The sequence below is a fragment of the Variovorax sp. dw_954 genome (genome assembly GCF_018449755.1).
GTDB lineage: Bacteria > Pseudomonadota > Gammaproteobacteria > Burkholderiales > Burkholderiaceae_C > Variovorax.
This window is the reverse complement of sequence record NZ_JAAVVD010000017.1, coordinates 107,455-123,544: the sequence shown is the minus strand read 5'-3', so window position 1 is coordinate 123,544 and position 16,090 is coordinate 107,455. Positions and strand designations below refer to the sequence as shown.

At 66.8% G+C, this 16,090-nt stretch carries 9 protein-coding genes and 1 riboswitch; of the genes, 5 read left to right on the top strand and 4 right to left on the bottom strand.

The features are described from left to right. Positions 1–14: 14 nt before the first annotated feature. Positions 15–458: a peptide-methionine (R)-S-oxide reductase MsrB gene (gene msrB, locus HB681_RS24145; RefSeq protein ID WP_213957406.1), complete on the bottom strand. Its 444-nt coding sequence runs from the start codon at positions 456–458 to the stop codon at positions 15–17. Between the two features lie 217 nt (positions 459–675). Between msrB and uvrA the strand changes: the two genes are divergently transcribed. The 4 genes from uvrA to HB681_RS24125 are packed head-to-tail and all read left to right on the top strand — an operon-like array spanning position 676 to position 10,685. Further along, the gene (uvrA, locus tag HB681_RS24140; protein ID WP_213957405.1) at positions 676–6,801 is read left to right on the top strand and encodes an excinuclease ABC subunit UvrA; all 6,126 of its coding nucleotides are present in this window, start codon (positions 676–678) and stop codon (positions 6,799–6,801) included. Beyond that, positions 6,689–7,597 (top strand): Fic/DOC family N-terminal domain-containing protein, encoded by a 909-nt coding sequence (locus HB681_RS38295; RefSeq protein ID WP_345944734.1) that lies wholly within the window; start codon positions 6,689–6,691, stop codon positions 7,595–7,597. Before uvrA ends, HB681_RS38295 begins: the two co-directional genes overlap by 113 nt. Then, a complete protein-coding gene (locus HB681_RS24130; protein ID WP_213957404.1) occupies positions 7,489–9,018 on the top strand; it encodes an amino acid permease in 1,530 nt (509 codons plus the stop codon). Before HB681_RS38295 ends, HB681_RS24130 begins: the two co-directional genes overlap by 109 nt. Then, complete coding sequence (locus tag HB681_RS24125) at positions 9,015–10,685, top strand: amidohydrolase (protein ID WP_213957403.1); 1,671 nt, start codon at positions 9,015–9,017, stop codon at positions 10,683–10,685. The genes HB681_RS24130 and HB681_RS24125 overlap by 4 nt, the downstream gene beginning before the upstream one ends. Positions 10,686–10,749: 64 nt before the next feature. On the opposite strand, the gene HB681_RS24120 is transcribed toward HB681_RS24125, so the two are convergent. After that, on the bottom strand, positions 10,750–11,556 hold the full coding sequence (locus HB681_RS24120) for an HAD-IIB family hydrolase (RefSeq protein WP_213957472.1): 807 nt from the start codon (positions 11,554–11,556) through the stop codon (positions 10,750–10,752). A gap of 78 nt (positions 11,557–11,634) precedes the next feature. Next, positions 11,635–13,263: a peptide chain release factor 3 gene (locus tag HB681_RS24115; protein WP_213957402.1), complete on the bottom strand. Its 1,629-nt coding sequence runs from the start codon at positions 13,261–13,263 to the stop codon at positions 11,635–11,637. Positions 13,264–13,664: 401 nt separating this feature from the next. Between HB681_RS24115 and HB681_RS24110 the strand changes: the two genes are divergently transcribed. Further along, complete coding sequence (locus tag HB681_RS24110; protein ID WP_213957401.1) at positions 13,665–15,002, top strand: MFS transporter; 1,338 nt, start codon at positions 13,665–13,667, stop codon at positions 15,000–15,002. Positions 15,003–15,069: 67 nt separating this feature from the next. Here the strand turns inward: HB681_RS24110 and HB681_RS24105 are convergent, their stop codons facing one another. Beyond that, positions 15,070–15,705, bottom strand: coding sequence for a hypothetical protein (locus HB681_RS24105; RefSeq protein WP_256735081.1), 636 nt, complete (start codon positions 15,703–15,705; stop codon positions 15,070–15,072). 267 nt (positions 15,706–15,972) lie between these two features. After that, a riboswitch (S-adenosyl-L-homocysteine riboswitch) is annotated at positions 15,973–16,042 on the top strand. The last annotated feature ends 48 nt before the right edge of the window (positions 16,043–16,090 follow it).

Sequence of the window (16,090 nt, the reverse complement as noted above, 5' to 3'; positions counted from 1 at the left end):
GAGGCTTCCTTTTCTCAGAGTTGAGGGATGTATTCGCCGTAGCCTGCCGCTTCCATTTCCGCTTCCGGAATGAAACGCAGCGAGGCCGAATTGATGCAGTAGCGCAGGCCGCCGAGCGCCTTGGGTCCATCGTCGAAGACATGGCCCAGGTGGCTGTCGCCATGCGTCGAACGCACCTCGGTTCGCATCATGCCGTGGCTGCGGTCCTTGATCTCGTTGACGTTCTCATCGACAACCGTCTTGGCGAATGCGGGCCATCCGCAGCCGGAATTGAACTTGTCGCGCGACGAAAACAGCGGCTCGCCGGAGACGATGTCGACGTAGAGGCCGCGCTCGAAGTGCTCGTCGTACTCGCCGGTGAACGGGCGCTCCGTGCCGCTTTGCTGCGTCACGCGCCGCTGCTCCGGCGTGAGACGGGCAATTGCCTCGGCGCTCTTCTCATACCTGTTGCCTGCCATTCGAGCCTCCGTAAAGTTGAACGAACACCCTACATGGTGCTTCAGGTTGGAATATCCAGTGTTTGGTGTGGGCGGTGTTCGTCACAGGACCGGCCCGTGCAGGCGCCTGGATATGCAGGTCAAACGGCGTGGCGGCCGACGGATGCAAGCGCAAGACCCTGCCACGGCGGGGTCGCAGTGTGCTCCCTAGAATGTTTGCCCCACACCCAAGGCACGCATGACACAGGGCTCCATCCGGATTCGCGGCGCACGCCAGCATAACCTCCAGAACATCGACATCGACATCCGCACGGGCGAGATGACGGTGGTCACCGGCCCGAGCGGCTCCGGCAAGTCCAGCCTGGTGTTCGACACGCTGTACGCGGAAGGGCAGCGTCGGTATGTCGAGACCTTCTCGGCCTACGCGCGCCAGTTCCTCGATCGCATGGACAAGCCGGCGGTGGACAAGGTCGAGGGCGTGCCGCCCGCGATCGCCATCGACCAGACCAACCCGGTGCGTTCCTCGCGCTCCACCGTGGGCACGATGACGGAGCTGAACGACCACCTGAAGCTGCTGTTCGCACGGGCCGCCGAGCTGTTCGACCGCGAGACCGCGCTGCAGGTACGGCATGACTCGCCCGATTCGATCTACGCGGCGCTGGTCGAGCGCGCGAAGGACGCGGGCGACCCGCGCGTGGTGCTGACCTTTCCGGTGGAGCTGCCGGCGACGACCAGCGCGGAGGAAGTGACGCAATGGCTGTCCGCCAGCGGCTTCACGCGCGTGCACGGCGAGCGCGAGGTCGCCACGCCGACCGGGCCGCGCAAGGTGCTCGACGTGGTGGCGGACCGCTTCCGCATGGCGGGTGCGGAACGGGCGCGCGTGATCGAGGCGATCGAAGTGGCGTTGAAGCGTGGCAGCGGGCGGCTCACGGTCTATGCGCTGGCGGCGGACGAAGGGCGCCCCGCGGGGGGGAGCGAAGCACAGGCGGCGGCGAGCGTGGGGGCGGCAGGCACGCCCGAGGCGTGGAAGTTCTCCACCGGCCTGCACTGCCCCGAGAGCGACATCCGCTACGGCGACCCGCTGCCGTCGATGTTCTCGTTCAACTCGGCCGTCGGTGCCTGCGAGACCTGCCGTGGCTTCGGCCGCGTGATCGGTGTCGACCTGGGGCTCGTCATTCCCAACGACAAGCTCACGCTGCGCGCCGGCGCGATCAAGACGATCCAGACGCCCGCATGGAAGGAGGCGCAGGACGATCTCATGCGCCACGCGGAAGCGGCCGGTGTCCCGCGCGACACGCCCTGGGCCAAGCTCACGCAAGAACAGAAGGACTGGGTCATCGAAGGCTCGCCCAACTACAAGGGCAAGTGGAACCAGCAGTGGTACGGCATCAGGCGCTTCTTCGGCTACCTGGAGAGCAAGGCCTACAAGATGCACATCCGCGTGCTCCTGTCGAAGTACCGCAGCTACACGCCATGCCCGGTGTGCGCGGGGGCGCGGCTCAAGCTGGAAAGCCTGCTGTGGCGCATCGGCAGCAAGGAAGACGCCGACGCGGTGCTGCCGCCGGAGAAGCGCTTCATGCCGGTGGGCGTGAAGTGGTCGCGCGCGCAGCTGGAGGCGCTGCCGGGGCTTTGCCTGCATGACTTGATGCTGCTGTCGATCGAGCGGCTGCGGCGGTTCTTTGATCGGCAGGTTGCAAGCGGAGAGAGACCCTCACCCCAACCCTCTCCCGCAAGCGGGAGAGGGAGTGAATTGCCTTCTCCCGCGCGCGGGGAAGGGGCTCGGACGAATCTCCTCCCTCTCCCGCGCGCGGGAGAGGGCCGGGGTGAGGGCGAGTTGCAAGCCCTCAAACTCCTCTTCGACGAAATCACCACCCGCCTGCGCTACCTGCACGATGTCGGCATCGGCTACCTCACGCTCGACCGCCAGAGCCGCACGCTCTCCGGCGGCGAAGTTCAGCGCATCAACCTCACGACCGCGCTCGGCACTTCGCTTGTCAACACGCTGTTCGTGCTGGACGAGCCCAGCATCGGCCTGCACCCGCGCGACATGAGCCGCATCACCGAGGCCATGCTGCGCCTGCGCGATGCGGGCAACACGCTGGTCGTGGTCGAGCACGACCCGGCCGTGATGCTCGCGGCCGACCGCGTCATCGACATGGGCCCGGGGCCCGGCGTGCGTGGCGGACAGGTGGTGTTCGACGGCACGGTCGATGCGCTGCGCAATGCCGACACGCTCACCGGCGCCTACCTCGGCGGCCGCAAGCAGATCGGCATGGGCTTCAAGCGCCTCGTGAGCGAGAACACGCACCGCCTGATCCTCGAAGGCGCGCGCGAGCACAACCTGCAGGACGTGACGGTCGAGATACCGCTGCATCGGCTCGTCGTGGTCACTGGCGTCAGCGGCTCCGGCAAGTCGACCTTGATCCAGGACGTGCTGGCGCCGGCGCTGATGCGTCACTTCGGCAAGCAGACCGAGACGCCGGGCGCGCACGACCGCCTGCTCGGCGCGGACTACCTGAGCGACGTGGTCTTCGTCGACCAGTCGCCCATCGGCAAGACCGCGCGCTCCAACCCGGCGAGCTATGTCGGCGCCTGGGACGCGGTGCGCGAGATCTTCGCGACCGCGGGCCTGTCCAGGCAACGCGGCTACACCGCCAGCAAGTTCAGCTTCAACAGCGGCGATGGGCGCTGCCCGACCTGCGGCGGCTCCGGCTTCGAGCATGTGGAGATGCAGTTCCTGAGCGACGTGTACCTGCGCTGCCCCGACTGCGATGGCCAGCGCTACCGGCCGGAGATCCTGGAGGTGACGATCGAGCGCGCCGGCAAGACGCTCAATGTGGCGGACGTGCTCGAACTCACCGTGGCCGAGGCGGCGCAGGTGTTCGTGGAAGACCGCGATGTGCTGCGCATGCTGCAACCCATCGTCGATGTCGGCCTGGACTATGTGAAGCTGGGCCAGCCCGTGCCGACGCTCTCGGGCGGCGAGGCACAGCGCCTCAAGCTCGCGGGTTTCCTGGCAGAGGCTGCGAAGAACGCGACTTCGAGCAAGCAGGCGGTGGCGCGCAAGGGCACCTTGTTCCTGTTCGACGAACCGACTACCGGCCTGCACTTCGACGACATCGCGCGCCTGATGCGGGCGTTGCGCAAGCTGCTCGAGGCCGGGCACTCGCTGGTCGTGATCGAGCACAACCTCGATGTGATCCGCGCGAGCGACTGGCTCATCGACCTGGGGCCCGAAGGCGGGGAGGGTGGCGGCCGCGTCGTGGCCGAAGGAACGCCTGAGCATGTGCGCGAGATGAAGGGCACCTTCACCGGCGAGGCCTTGCGCGACTATGAGCTGGCCATCGGGCCGTCGCGCCTGCGCGCAGCCGAACCTACCGCGCGGTATGGCGCCCCCTCCGAGCGGGAGAAGGCGGGCGCGGGAGAGGGAGCAAGAGGGGAGGGGGCCATCCAGATCGTCAACGCGCGAGAGCACAACCTCAAGAACCTGACGGTCGACATCCCGCGCGGCAAGTTCAGCGTGGTCACGGGTGTGAGCGGCTCCGGCAAGTCCACGCTCGCTTTCGACATCCTCTTCAACGAAGGCCAGCGCCGCTACCTCGAATCGCTCAACGCCTACGCCCGCAGCATCGTGCAGCCCGCGGGCCGGCCCGAGGTCGATGCGGTCTACGGCATCCCGCCGACGGTCGCGATCGAGCAGCGCCTCTCGCGCGGCGGCCGCAAGAGCACCGTCGGCACCACCACCGAGGTCTGGCACTTCCTGCGCCTGCTCTACGTCAAGCTCGGCATCCAGCATTGCATCCACGATGGCGCCGCGGTGCAGCCGCAGACGCCGGACAGCATTGCGGCGCAGTTGTTGAAGACCTTCCGCGGCCAGCACATCGGCCTGCTGGCGCCGCTGGTGAGCAACCGCAAGGGCGTCTACACCGAACTCGCCGATTGGGCGCGACCGCGCGGCTACACCCACCTGCGCGTGGACGGCGCCTTCCTGCCGACGCTGAACTTCCCGCGCATCGACCGCTTCAAGGAGCACAGCATCGAACTGCCCGTGGCCAGCCTCGACGTGCTGCCGGAGAACGAGGCGCTGCTGCGCGAATCGCTCACGCGCGCGCTCGAACATGGCAAGGGCGTGGTGCATGTGCTGAGCCAACTCACCGGCCTCAAGGCCGCGATGATGGCGGGCGCGCCGACCACCGGCATCGGCCGCGTGCAGGTGTTCTCCACGCTGCGCGCCTGCCCCGTCTGCAGCACCAGCTACGCGGAACTCGACCCGCGCCTGTTCAGCTACAACAGCAAGCACGGCTGGTGCCCTGACTGCGTGGGCACCGGCGTGAAGCTCACCAAGGACCAGCGCAAGGTCTACGACGATTCGGTCATGGCCGACGACCAGAAGGGGCGCGAGCAGACCTTTGCGGAGCCTGAGGCAGAGGACGTGGGCGATGTGGATTGCCCGACATGCACCGGCACGCGGTTGAATGCGACGGCGCGTGCGGTGCTGTTCGCGGGGGGCGGGGCCGCCCCTCACCCCGGCCCTCTCCCCGGAGGGGAGAGGGAGGAGGTCGCTTCGGCGCGGGCGCCGGTATTCCTCCCTCTCCCGCTTGCGGGAGAGGGCCGGGGTGAGGGTGCATTCCAAGGCATCGGCATCACCGAACTCGCCCGCATGAGCGTCACCGACATCCGCCAATGGTTCGAAGGCCTCGAACTCATCGGCCGCGATGCCGAGATCGCCCGTGACCTGGTCCCCGAGATCAGGAGCCGCCTCGAATTCCTCGAAGAAGTCGGCCTCGGCTACCTCACGCTCGACCGCGGCGCACCCACGCTCAGCGGCGGCGAAGCGCAGCGCATCCGGCTCGCCGCCCAGCTCGGCAGCAACCTGCAAGGCGTCTGCTACGTGCTCGACGAGCCGACCATCGGCCTGCACGCGCGCGACAACCAGATCCTGCTCGACGCGCTGCACAAGCTCGGCGACAAGGGCAACACGCTGGTTGTCGTGGAGCATGACGAGGACACGATCCGCCGCGCCGATCACATCATCGACATCGGCCCCAGCGCCGGCAAGCGCGGTGGCAAGCTCGTCGCGGAAGGCACGGTGGCCGACATCCAGGCCGCCGTCGATTCGCAGACCGGCCGCTACCTTCGCGATGCCATCAAGCACCCCTTGCAACCCCGCAGGGCTGTCTTGCTCCCTCTCCCCGCCGGGGAGAGGGCAGGGGCGAGGGGCGGCACCGCACAGGCTGCTGCGCCATCCACAGAACCTCATCCCAACCCTCTCCCGCCAGCGGGAGAGGGAGCCAACAAATGGCTCACCGTCCATGGCGCCTACCTGCACAACCTGCAGGACATCACCGCCACGCTGCCGCTGCATCGCCTCGTCGCCGTCACCGGCGTCAGCGGCTCCGGCAAATCCACGCTCGCGCGCGACGTGTTGCTCGCCAACGTGCAGGCGGTCGTCGTGCAGCGCATGACCAGGGCCGGTCGCGACAACGACGATGCCGGCAAGCGCCCGGCGTGGGCGGGCTGCAAGTCGGTGAACGGCTACAGCACCATCGACCGCGTGCTCGAAGTCGACCAGACCCCCATCGGCAAGACCCCGCGCAGTTGCCCGGCCACCTACATCGGCTTCTGGGACACCATCCGCAAGCTCTTCGCCGACACGCTGGAGGCCAAGGCGCGCGGCTATGGCCCGACGCGCTTCAGCTTCAACACCGGCGAAGGGCGTTGCCCCGGCTGCGACGGCGCCGGCATCCGCACCATCGCGATGAGCTTCCTGCCCGACGTGAAGGTGCCCTGCGAGGTCTGCCACGGCGCGCGCTTCAATCCCGAAACCTTGGCCGTCAGCTGGCGCGGCAAGAGCATCGGCGAGGTGCTGCAGATGGAGGTCGACGAGGCGGTCGACTTCTTCGCCGCCATGCCGAACATCAGCCATCCGCTGCAGTTGCTCAAGGACGTGGGGCTGGGCTACCTCACGCTTGGCCAGCCCTCGCCCACGCTGAGCGGCGGCGAGGCGCAACGCATCAAGCTCGTCACCGAACTCAGCAAGGTGCGTGACGACGTCACGCGCCGCGGCAACAAGGCGCCGCACACGCTCTACGTGCTCGACGAGCCCACGGTGGGCCTGCACATGGCCGATGTGGAGAAGCTCATCCACGTGCTGCACCGCCTGGTCAACGGCGGCCACAGCGTGGTGGTGATCGAGCATGACCTCGACGTGATCGCCGAGGCCGACTGGATCATCGACCTCGGCCCTGAAGGTGGCAACGCCGGCGGCCGCATCGTCGCCGCCGCGCCGCCGGAAGAGGTGGTGCGCATCGGCACGCACACCGGCGTCGCATTGGCGCCTGTCTTGGCGCGCGGAACATCATGAGTCGGTCCGCGCCTTCTGGCTGAAGAGACCCCAATGGCCGGCCCGAGCCGGACGGGTCAAAGCTTCCACCAACCAGGAAATCCTGACCGACACCTTGGGCCTGCAAGAGGCCAAGGACAGTTCCGAGATTGAGAACATCGTCACCACGCCCGATGAATTGTTCAAGGGCGATGTGTTGCCCGAGGCCTTCGCGAATCCGGCGGCGAAGGAAGTCTTGCGTTATCGCCAGGCGTTGCGCGTGGGATTCGAGCAGGTCCGATCAAGCGGCCTGATCACGGCGAATCATATTGTTCAGGTCCAGGCCGAACTGGAGCGCAACAACGCAGGCTTTCGCAAACTCCCAGGTCCGGCGCTGAAGGACGGAGCGGGGCGCACGGCCTACACCCCACCGCAGGACCCCGCCGAAACTGTGGCGCCGATGAGTGGGCTGGAGCGCTTCATCAACGACTCGGAGAACTTCGCCGCCGCGGCAACTACTACGTCAATCTGGCGCTCACTGCGATTCTGCCGGGCGAGAACCTCCGCGCAACACAGGGCGCCTGACCCACTCACCAAACCAGCCAACGCGCCGGCTTGCCCACCGGGCTGCTCTATCATTTGCGCGCTGACGGCCGGAGGGACCGCCAGTGCGCCACGACAGGCGCATCCGCGTAGACATAACGACAACCAGAACGGGACGACACCCCTATGCCTGAGCACACGCCGCGCGCCAGCGTGCCCGCCGTTTCCGCAACCGCCGCTTCCGCGACCGAACCCGCCCCCACGCTGCATCGCGTCCTGCGCGCCCGCCACCTGACGATGATCGCCATCGGCGGCTCCATCGGCACGGGGCTGTTCGTCGCATCGGGCGCCACCATTTCGCAGGCCGGCCCAGGCGGGGCCTTGCTGGCCTACCTGCTGATCGGCGCAATGGTCTATTTCCTCATGACCAGCCTGGGCGAGCTGGCCGCGTACATGCCGGTGTCGGGCTCCTTCGCCACCTACGGCGCGCTGTACGTGGACGAGGGCTTCGGCTTCGCGCTGGGCTGGAACTATTGGTACAACTGGGCCGTCACCATCGCGGTCGAACTGGCCGCCGCACAGCTGGTGATGCAGTACTGGTTTCCGGGCAGCTCCGGCGTGCTGTGGAGCGCGCTGTTCCTGGGGCTCATGTTCCTGCTCAACGCCATCTCGGTGAAGGGATTCGGCGAAGCCGAGTTCTGGTTTGCGCTCATCAAGGTGGTGACGGTGATCGCGTTCATCACCCTGGGCCTGTTGATGATCTTCGGCGTGCTGCGCGGCGAAACAGCGCCGGGACTGCACAACCTCACCATCGGCGACGCGCCTTTCGTGGGCGGCCTGCCCGCGATGATCGGCGTGGCCTTGATCGCCGGCTTTTCCTTCCAGGGCACGGAACTGATCGGCGTGGCCGCCGGCGAATCGGCCGACCCGGCCACGCAGATTCCGAAGGCGGTGCGCCAAGTGTTCTGGCGCATCCTGCTGTTCTACGTGCTGGCCATCGCGGTCATCGGCGTGCTCATCCCGTACACCGACCCGAACCTCATCAAGACCGACATCGGGCAGGTCGGCGTGAGCCCCTTCACGCTGGTCTTCCAGCGCGCGGGCCTGGCCTTCGCGGCGGGGCTGATGAACGCCGTGATCCTGACGGCGGTGCTGTCGGCCGGCAACTCCGGCATGTACGCGTCCACGCGGATGCTCTTCAACATGGGTGTGGAGGGCGGGGCGCCCAAGGTCTTCGCGAAGCTCACGCGCAACGGCGTGCCCATCAACGCACTGTTCGCGACCACGGCAGTCGGTGCGCTGTGCTTCCTCACCTCCTTGTTCGAGAGCCAGTCGGTGTACCTGTGGTTGCTGAATCTGTCGGGCATGACCGGCTTTGTCGCCTGGCTGGGCATCGCGATCTGCCACTACCGCTTCCGCCGAGGGATGGAGGCGCAGGGCATCGACCCGGACCGGCTGCCGTACCGCTCGCCCTTCTTTCCCTGGGGCCCGATCTTCGCCTTCGGCCTGTGCCTCGTCGTGACCTTGGGGCAGAACTACGCCGCCTTCACCGCCAACCGCATCGACTGGGTGGGCGTGACCGCAACCTACATCGGCATTCCGATTTTTCTGACCTTGTGGCTGGGCTACAAGGTCCTGCGAAAGACGCGCTACGTGCGCTACCAGGACATGAAGTTCGACGAGACACCACTCAAACCAATCAGGGGGAAAAAATGAGATTTCGCGTTTCCGTCATGGCCGTGGCATGCGCTGCCACGAGCATCCTTGTCGTCCCGGCGGCCATGGCCGCACCCACCGTGGTCACCAACGTCCAGGGCTACACGCTCGCCAACAACAAGCTCGTGAGCTTCAGCGGCCTGGCCTTCGACAAAGGCAAGGTGCTGGCGACGGGCAACAACACGGCACTCGTCAAGCGCTACCGCGCCGCCACGCTCGTGGATGGCGAAGGCAAGACGATGCTCCCCGGCCTGTTCGACGTGCACGGCCACGTATTCCGGCTGGGCTTTCGGCGCAACGAGGTGCTGATGGGTGGCACCCAGAACCTCGACGAGGCACTCTCGAAAATCCGCGACTACGCCAAGGCCAACCCCAACCGGCAATGGCTGCTGGGCTCCGGCTGGAACCAGGTGATCTGGAAGCTCGGGCGCTTCCCCACGGCGGTTGAACTCGACAGCGCGGTCGCCGACCGGCCGATGACATTGCGACGCGTCGACGGCCATGCCACCTGGGCCAACAGCAAGGCGTTGCAGGCCGCGGGCATCACCCGCGACACGCCCGATCCGGCGGGCGGGCGCATCGAACGCGACGCCGCGGGCAATCCCAGCGGCGTGCTGGTGGACAAGGCCCAGCTGCTGGTCACGAACATCATTCCCGCGCCCAGCGACGACGAACGCCGGCTGGCACTGAGCACTGCGCTTGCGCACTTCGGCTCGCTCGGGCTCACCAGCGTCGGCGACGCCGGCATCGGCGTGGACGAGGCGCGCATCTACCGCGAGTTCGCCGACCAGAAGAAGCTGACCACGCGCGTCTACGCCATGATCAGCGACGTAGGCGACGACTTCCGCGCATTGAACACGAAGGGTCCGCTCAAGGGCTACGCGCAGGACCGCTACAACCTGCGCGCGGTCAAGCTGCGCGGCGACGGCGCGCTGGGCAGCCGGGGCGCCGCCATGCTCGAGCCCTATTCGGACGACCACGGGAACAAGGGCTTGCTGCTGTCGGACGATGCGACCATGAACAGCAAGGTGCGCATCGCGCTCAAGGCCGGCTACCAGGTCAACACGCATGCCATCGGCGATGCTGCCAACCACCAGATACTCAATGCCTACGAGGCGGCATACAAGGACGTTGGTGGGCGCGGCCTGCGCAACCGCATCGAGCACGCACAGGTGGTGACGCCGGCCGACATTCCGCGCTTCAAGACGCTGGACCTGATCGCCTCCATGCAACCCACGCACGCCACCAGCGACATGAACATGGCAGAAGACCGCATCGGCAAGGAGCGGCTGAAGGGCGCTTACGCATGGCACACCTTCCTGCAGCAGGGAACGGTGGTGGCGGGCGGGTCGGACTTCCCGGTGGAGTCGGCCAATCCGTTCTACGGCCTGCACGCCGCCGTGACACGTACCGACCACGAAGGCAAGCCCGCCCAGGGCTGGCACCCCGAGGAGGCCATGACCCTGCTCCAGGCCTTCCGCGCCTTCACGCTCGATGCCGCTTACGCGCAGCACCAGGAGAAGGTGCTGGGCTCATTGCAGCGTGGCAAGTGGGCCGACTTCATCCTGGTCGACCAGGACCCATTCAAGGCGCCGGCGGCCGACCTGTGGAAGACGCAGGTGCTGCAGACCTGGGTGGGCGGCGAGCGGGTGTTCCGCAAGGAGTGATGCGCTGGAGCGCGGGCGACGGCCCGCTCGGTGGCCGGAACGCCCCGCGCGCCCGCCATCGTCCTCAACGCGCGTCGAGCGGCGCGCGGCTTTCAAGAATGGCGCCCGCGACTTCGGCGAAGCCCGCGCCACGTTCGCTCGGTGCGACATAGCGCGGCAGGTGCGTCAGCGACGCCTCGAACCGGCGCACATTGGCCACGCCGATGCTGTGTTCGAAGTGCTGGAACATCAGTGCATCGTTGGTCGAATCGCCCACGTACGCCCAGCTGCTCATCTCGCCATCGAGTGAACGGCCAAACAGTTCGCGCACGATCCATCGCGCGCCTTCCAGCTTGTTGTGCTCGCCGTACCAGCCGTTGACGTGGATGCTGCTCACCGTGGCATGCATGCCTTCGCTCTTCATGAGGGCGACGACAGCGGCGATCCGTGCATCGTCGAGCTGCACGAACTCGCTGTGATCGACGGCGATGTCGCATTCACGCCCGACCGAGTCGGTCGCTCGCTGCGCGCCGGGAATCTCGCGCTCGATGCGATCGAGCACTGACTGCATGCGCACGAAGTTGCGCGCTCGCGTCATGGCGTCCTGCTGGTAGCGCTTGGTGATCGTGCCGTCGACCGAGCGCACGAGCGCGACCGCGCCGTTTTCCGCGACGATGGAATCCACGGGCCATGAAGCGGCAAACGGTTCGCTCCACCCCACCGGCCGACCGGTGATGGCGACGAGGTGATAGCCCGCGGCCTTCAGGTCGGAGAGCGATTGCAGTGCGTCGGGGCTGATCGCGCCTTCGGTGGTCAGCGTGTCGTCGATGTCGGTGAACACGCCGACCAGGCCGGCGCGTGCTTCGCAAGGCCATCGCGAAAGCGGCAGCATCGGTCCGTCGCCGGGCTGCTCCAAGGCGGGCTGGCCGGCGGGCAACGAGGACACGCTGGTACCGAGCGTGGAGGCCATTCAGCCGGCGGTCTGCAACGCCAGGCCCGCATGCTCGCGCAGCGGATGGAAATGGATCTTCGGAAAGCGCTCCTGAGCCAGCCGCACGTCGTAGGGCGACGTGCACAGGAAGGCCAGCGTGTCGGCCGCATCCTTGGCCATGCGCACCGGATAGGCGTTGACGAACTCGCGCAACTCGGCCGGCGTGTCGGCGGTGATCCAGCGCGCGCCGGTGTACTGGCAGCCTTCGAGTTTCACATCGGCGTCGTACTCTGCCTTCAGGCGGTGCTGCACCACTTCGAACTGGAGTTGCCCGACCGCGCCCAGCAGCATCGGGCCGCCCACTTCGGGACGGAAGACCTGGATGGCGCCTTCCTCGCCCAGCTGCGCCAGTCCCTGCTGCAGTTGCTTGGTGCGCAGCGGATTCTTCAGGATCACCGTCATGAAGAGCTCCGGCGCGAAGAACGGCAACCCGGTGAACTGCAGGCTCGCCCCATCGGTGATGGTGTCGCCGAGTTGCACGCCGCCATGCGTGGTGAAGCCCACGATGTCTCCCGCATAGGCCTCGTCCACGGCCTCGCGTCGCTGGCTCATGAAGGTCACCACGCTGGTCGGCCGCAGCTCCTTCGCAGTGCGCTGCACGCGCAGCTTCATGCCGGGCGTGTACTTGCCCGAGGCCATTCGCACGAAGGCGATGCGGTCGCGGTGGTTGGCGTCCATGTTGGCCTGCACCTTGAACACGACGCCAGCGAAGTCCTTGTCCTCGGGCTGGATCTCCTTCACGACCGACTGGCGATTCACCAGCGTGGTGCTGGTGCGCGACTGCGGCGAAGGCGCCAGGTCGACCAGCGCATCCAGCACTTCCATCACGCCGAAGTTGTTCACGCCGGAGCCGAAGAACACCGGCGTCTGCTTGCCGGCGAGAAAGGCCTCGTGGTCCCAGGCATGCGATGCGCCGGTGGCCAGTTCCATGCTCTCCATCGCGTCCTCGAAGTCGGTGCCGAAGCGCTTGGTCAGCGTTTCGCGGTCCGACAGCGGAATCGTCTCGAAGTCCTGCGGCAGCCGTTCGCTGCCCGACTCGAACACCGTCATCGCCTGCGTGCGCAGGTTCATGATCCCGCGGAAGGTCTTGCCCTGGCCGACGGGCCAGGTCATCGGCACGCAGGCCATGCCGAGTTCGCGTTCCACTTCGTCGAGGATGTCCAGCGGCTCGCGCACCTCGCGGTCCATCTTGTTGACGAAGGTGATGATGGGCGTGTCGCGCTGGCGGCAGACTTCGATGAGGCGCCGCGTCTGCGCTTCGACGCCATTGGCAGCGTCGATCACCATCAGCGCCGAGTCCACGGCGGTGAGCACGCGGTAGGTGTCTTCCGAGAAGTCCTTGTGGCCGGGCGTGTCGAGCAGGTTGATCACGTGGTCGCGGTACGCCATCTGCATCACCGACGAGGCCACCGAGATGCCGCGCTGCTTCTCGATTTCCATCCAGTCGGAGGTCGCATGGCGTGAGGCCTTGCGCGCCTTCACCGAGCCGGCGATCTGGATCGCGCCCGAGAACAGCAGCAGCTTCTCGGTCAGCGTGGTCTTGCCGGCGTCAGGGTGGGAGATGATCGCGAAGGTGCGACGGCGGCGGGTTTCGGAAAGATAGGACACGAAGAGGGTTCCAGAGACAGGATGTGGCCGCAAGGATTGCGGACCGCGCAGTCGCCATGAGGAGGCGAGGCGCGGCGGACCAGGGGTCGAGGAGAACCCGCAATTATCGCCGCCCCGGCTTGGGCAGTCACTTGCGGGACGCCGCAGCGGACGCCTACCGTTGACGGCACCCGCTGTCCCCGGGGAGACTGGGCAGGCACAGACCGACGCACAACAGCCGTCCGCCCATGAGCGGATGCAAGGAGGAGACCACCGCACACCAGCGCTTCACGCGCACGGGTCGGGCCGCCACGGCCATCCGTCCCGACTCGCGCTTCCACATGCCACCGACGCGAAACGTCCGCCCCGCGGCGTGACGCAGTACGTGGCCTCATTTGAAAAAACAACGGGGAGACAACAACATGAATGAGTTGGAGACAAGAACGATCCGCAAGGTGATGCGGCGCATTGTTCCTTTTTTGATCCTTTGCTATTTCGTCGCTTATCTCGACCGCGTCAACGTCGGCTTTGCCAAGCTGCAGATGAACGCCGCGCTCGGCCTCAGCGAAACCGCCTATGCGCTGGGCGCGGGCCTGTTCTTCGTGGCGTACTTCCTGCTGGAGGTGCCGTCGAACCTGGCACTCAACCGCTTCGGGGCGCGCTTGTGGATCGCACGGATCATGGCCTCGTGGGGCCTGGTGTCCGCGCTGTTCGCCTTCATCGACCCCATCTCCAGATCGCTCGGTGTCAGCAACGAGGTGACCTTCTATACGCTGCGCTTCCTGCTCGGCGTGATGGAGGCGGGCTTCTATCCCGGCGTCATCTTCTACCTGACCCTGTGGTTCCCCGCGATCTACCGGGCGCGGGTGGTGTCGCTGTTCATGCTGGCCATTCCGTTCTCGTCGATCATCGGTGCGCCGCTGTCGGGCGCGTTGCTCGGGATCACTGGCGCCGGGCTGGCTGGGTGGCAGTGGCTGTTCGTGCTGGAGGCCGCGCCATCGGTACTGCTCTCCATCGGCGTGATCTTCTACCTGACGGACCGCCCGGTCCTGGCCACCTGGCTCAACAAGGAGGAAATCGACTGGCTGGACACACGGCTTGCGCAAGAAGCCAAGGAAAAGGTCGCCGCCGGCCACGGCCACATGAGCCTCTGGCAATCGATTTCCAACCCGCGCATCCTTGCATGCGCCGCCGTGTATTTCTGCCTCAACGCGGCGAGCTACGGCGTGGCCTTCTTCCTGCCGTCGATCATCAAGGGCTTTGGCGTCTCCAACCTGCAGGCCGGTTTCCTGGCCGCGCTGCCCTTCGTCTTCGGCGCCATCGGCATGGTGACGCTGAGCCGCAACTCCGACCGCACGCTCAAGCGGCGTGAGCACGTGGCCTTCGCACTGGCGCTCGCCGCCGTTGGCGTGGCTGGCGCAGGCATGGTGAGTGCACCGGTACTGATCCTCGGGCTGCTGTGCCTGGGGCAGATTGGCGTGTCGTCGGTGCCGCCGCTGTTCTGGCCGATCCCGAGCAGTTTCCTGACCGGGGCTTCGGCGGCGGCAGGCATCGCAGCGATCAACTCGATCGGCAACCTCTCGGGCTTCTTCGGTCCCTACATGATGGGCTACCTGCACGACAAGACCGGCAGCTTCACCACCGGGCTGATCCTGCTCGGCTCCGTGGCGGCCATCGGCACCGTGATCGCGCTGCGGCTCAAGGTGGAGTCCGAGACGCCCTCGGCGGCCGTCGCGCCCAAGGGCGCCGTCGCGCACTGACCGAAGAATGGCGCGGGCCAACCCGACGAGGGCAGGGGCCGCGCCATTCCCGAGTCCCTCCCCGGACTCACATCGGTGGCTGGAAACCGTTGCGCCCGACCAGCATGCGCAGCGCGGTCGGCTTGCCTTCCTTCTCCTGCGCCGTGATGACCACCTTGGCGCCCGGCACCACCAGCGCGGCCTGGTCCTGGTTGCCCGGCTTGAAGGTGACGACCGGCGTGCCCGCAGGCACGATCACCGTCTGCTCGCCGTCCTTGTACTTGAGCAACAGCTTCTGCCCGCCCGGCACCGATGCCGGCGCAGCAGAGAGCGTGGAAACGGTGGCGTTCGTCATCGTGCTCTCGGGCATGTAGTCCCAGGGCCGGAAGCCTTCGCCGGTGCCGCGTGCGGACTCCGGAAACACCACGATCTCCATCGCGCGCTGCGTGCCGTCGGGTTGCGGCATCGACCCGGCGCCGACGAAGCTGTCGGCCTTGATGTCCGCCATCGTGAGCGGCACGACCTCCGAGACGCTCATGTCCGCGGGCCGCACCAGCGTGACCACTTCACCGCTGCGGTCCTTGACGACCATCGAGTTGGCGTCGACACGTTCAATGACCCCGCGCACTCGGACCTGCGCGGGCGCTTGCGCCGCGGCGACCAGGGGCAGCGCGGACGTGGCCGCAATAACGATCGAAATGGCGAGTTGCTGAGCTTTCATCATGGCTTGGGTCTCCGGACAGGCGATGGGAATCGGCAGTCTAGGACGATCCTTCCAATCCCGCTGGCCAGGGCAGGCTGATGAACGACGTTTCAGGGTCGCAATCCCGTCGGGCCAGTGTCTTTGCGGGCGATCTGTGGCGTTGCGACGCTCGCATGCGCAGGCAGTGAGTGCGGCGCGCCGCGGCTTGCAACCCACCCGGCAAAGGCGCCGTCGCGACCCCGAAACACAGTTCGGCAGCTGTCAAATCGCACCCGCGCTAAAATCCGCCGTTCCGAGGAGCGTTGCAGCGCCGACAGGCGTGAGGCTCGGACCCTTATCGCAACCACGCTCACCCGCTGTTCTCGCGGTGAGTTTTCATACCCCGAACGCAGTGGCATTCTTCAAA

Bases quoted from the DNA above. Each gene is read 5' to 3' on its own strand.
- msrB (WP_213957406.1), bottom strand. From the start codon at position 458: ATGGCAGGCAACAGGTATGAGAAGAGCGCCGAGGCAATTGCCCGTCTC.
- HB681_RS24130 (WP_213957404.1), top strand. From the start codon at position 7,489: ATGCCTGAGCACACGCCGCGCGCCAGCGTGCCCGCCGTTTCCGCAACC.
- HB681_RS24110 (WP_213957401.1), top strand. From the start codon at position 13,665: ATGAATGAGTTGGAGACAAGAACGATCCGCAAGGTGATGCGGCGCATT.
- HB681_RS24125 (WP_213957403.1), top strand. From the start codon at position 9,015: ATGAGATTTCGCGTTTCCGTCATGGCCGTGGCATGCGCTGCCACGAGC.
- HB681_RS24120 (WP_213957472.1), bottom strand. From the start codon at position 11,556: ATGCTGCCGCTTTCGCGATGGCCTTGCGAAGCACGCGCCGGCCTGGTC.
- uvrA (WP_213957405.1), top strand. From the start codon at position 676: ATGACACAGGGCTCCATCCGGATTCGCGGCGCACGCCAGCATAACCTC.
- HB681_RS24105 (WP_256735081.1), bottom strand. From the start codon at position 15,705: ATGATGAAAGCTCAGCAACTCGCCATTTCGATCGTTATTGCGGCCACG.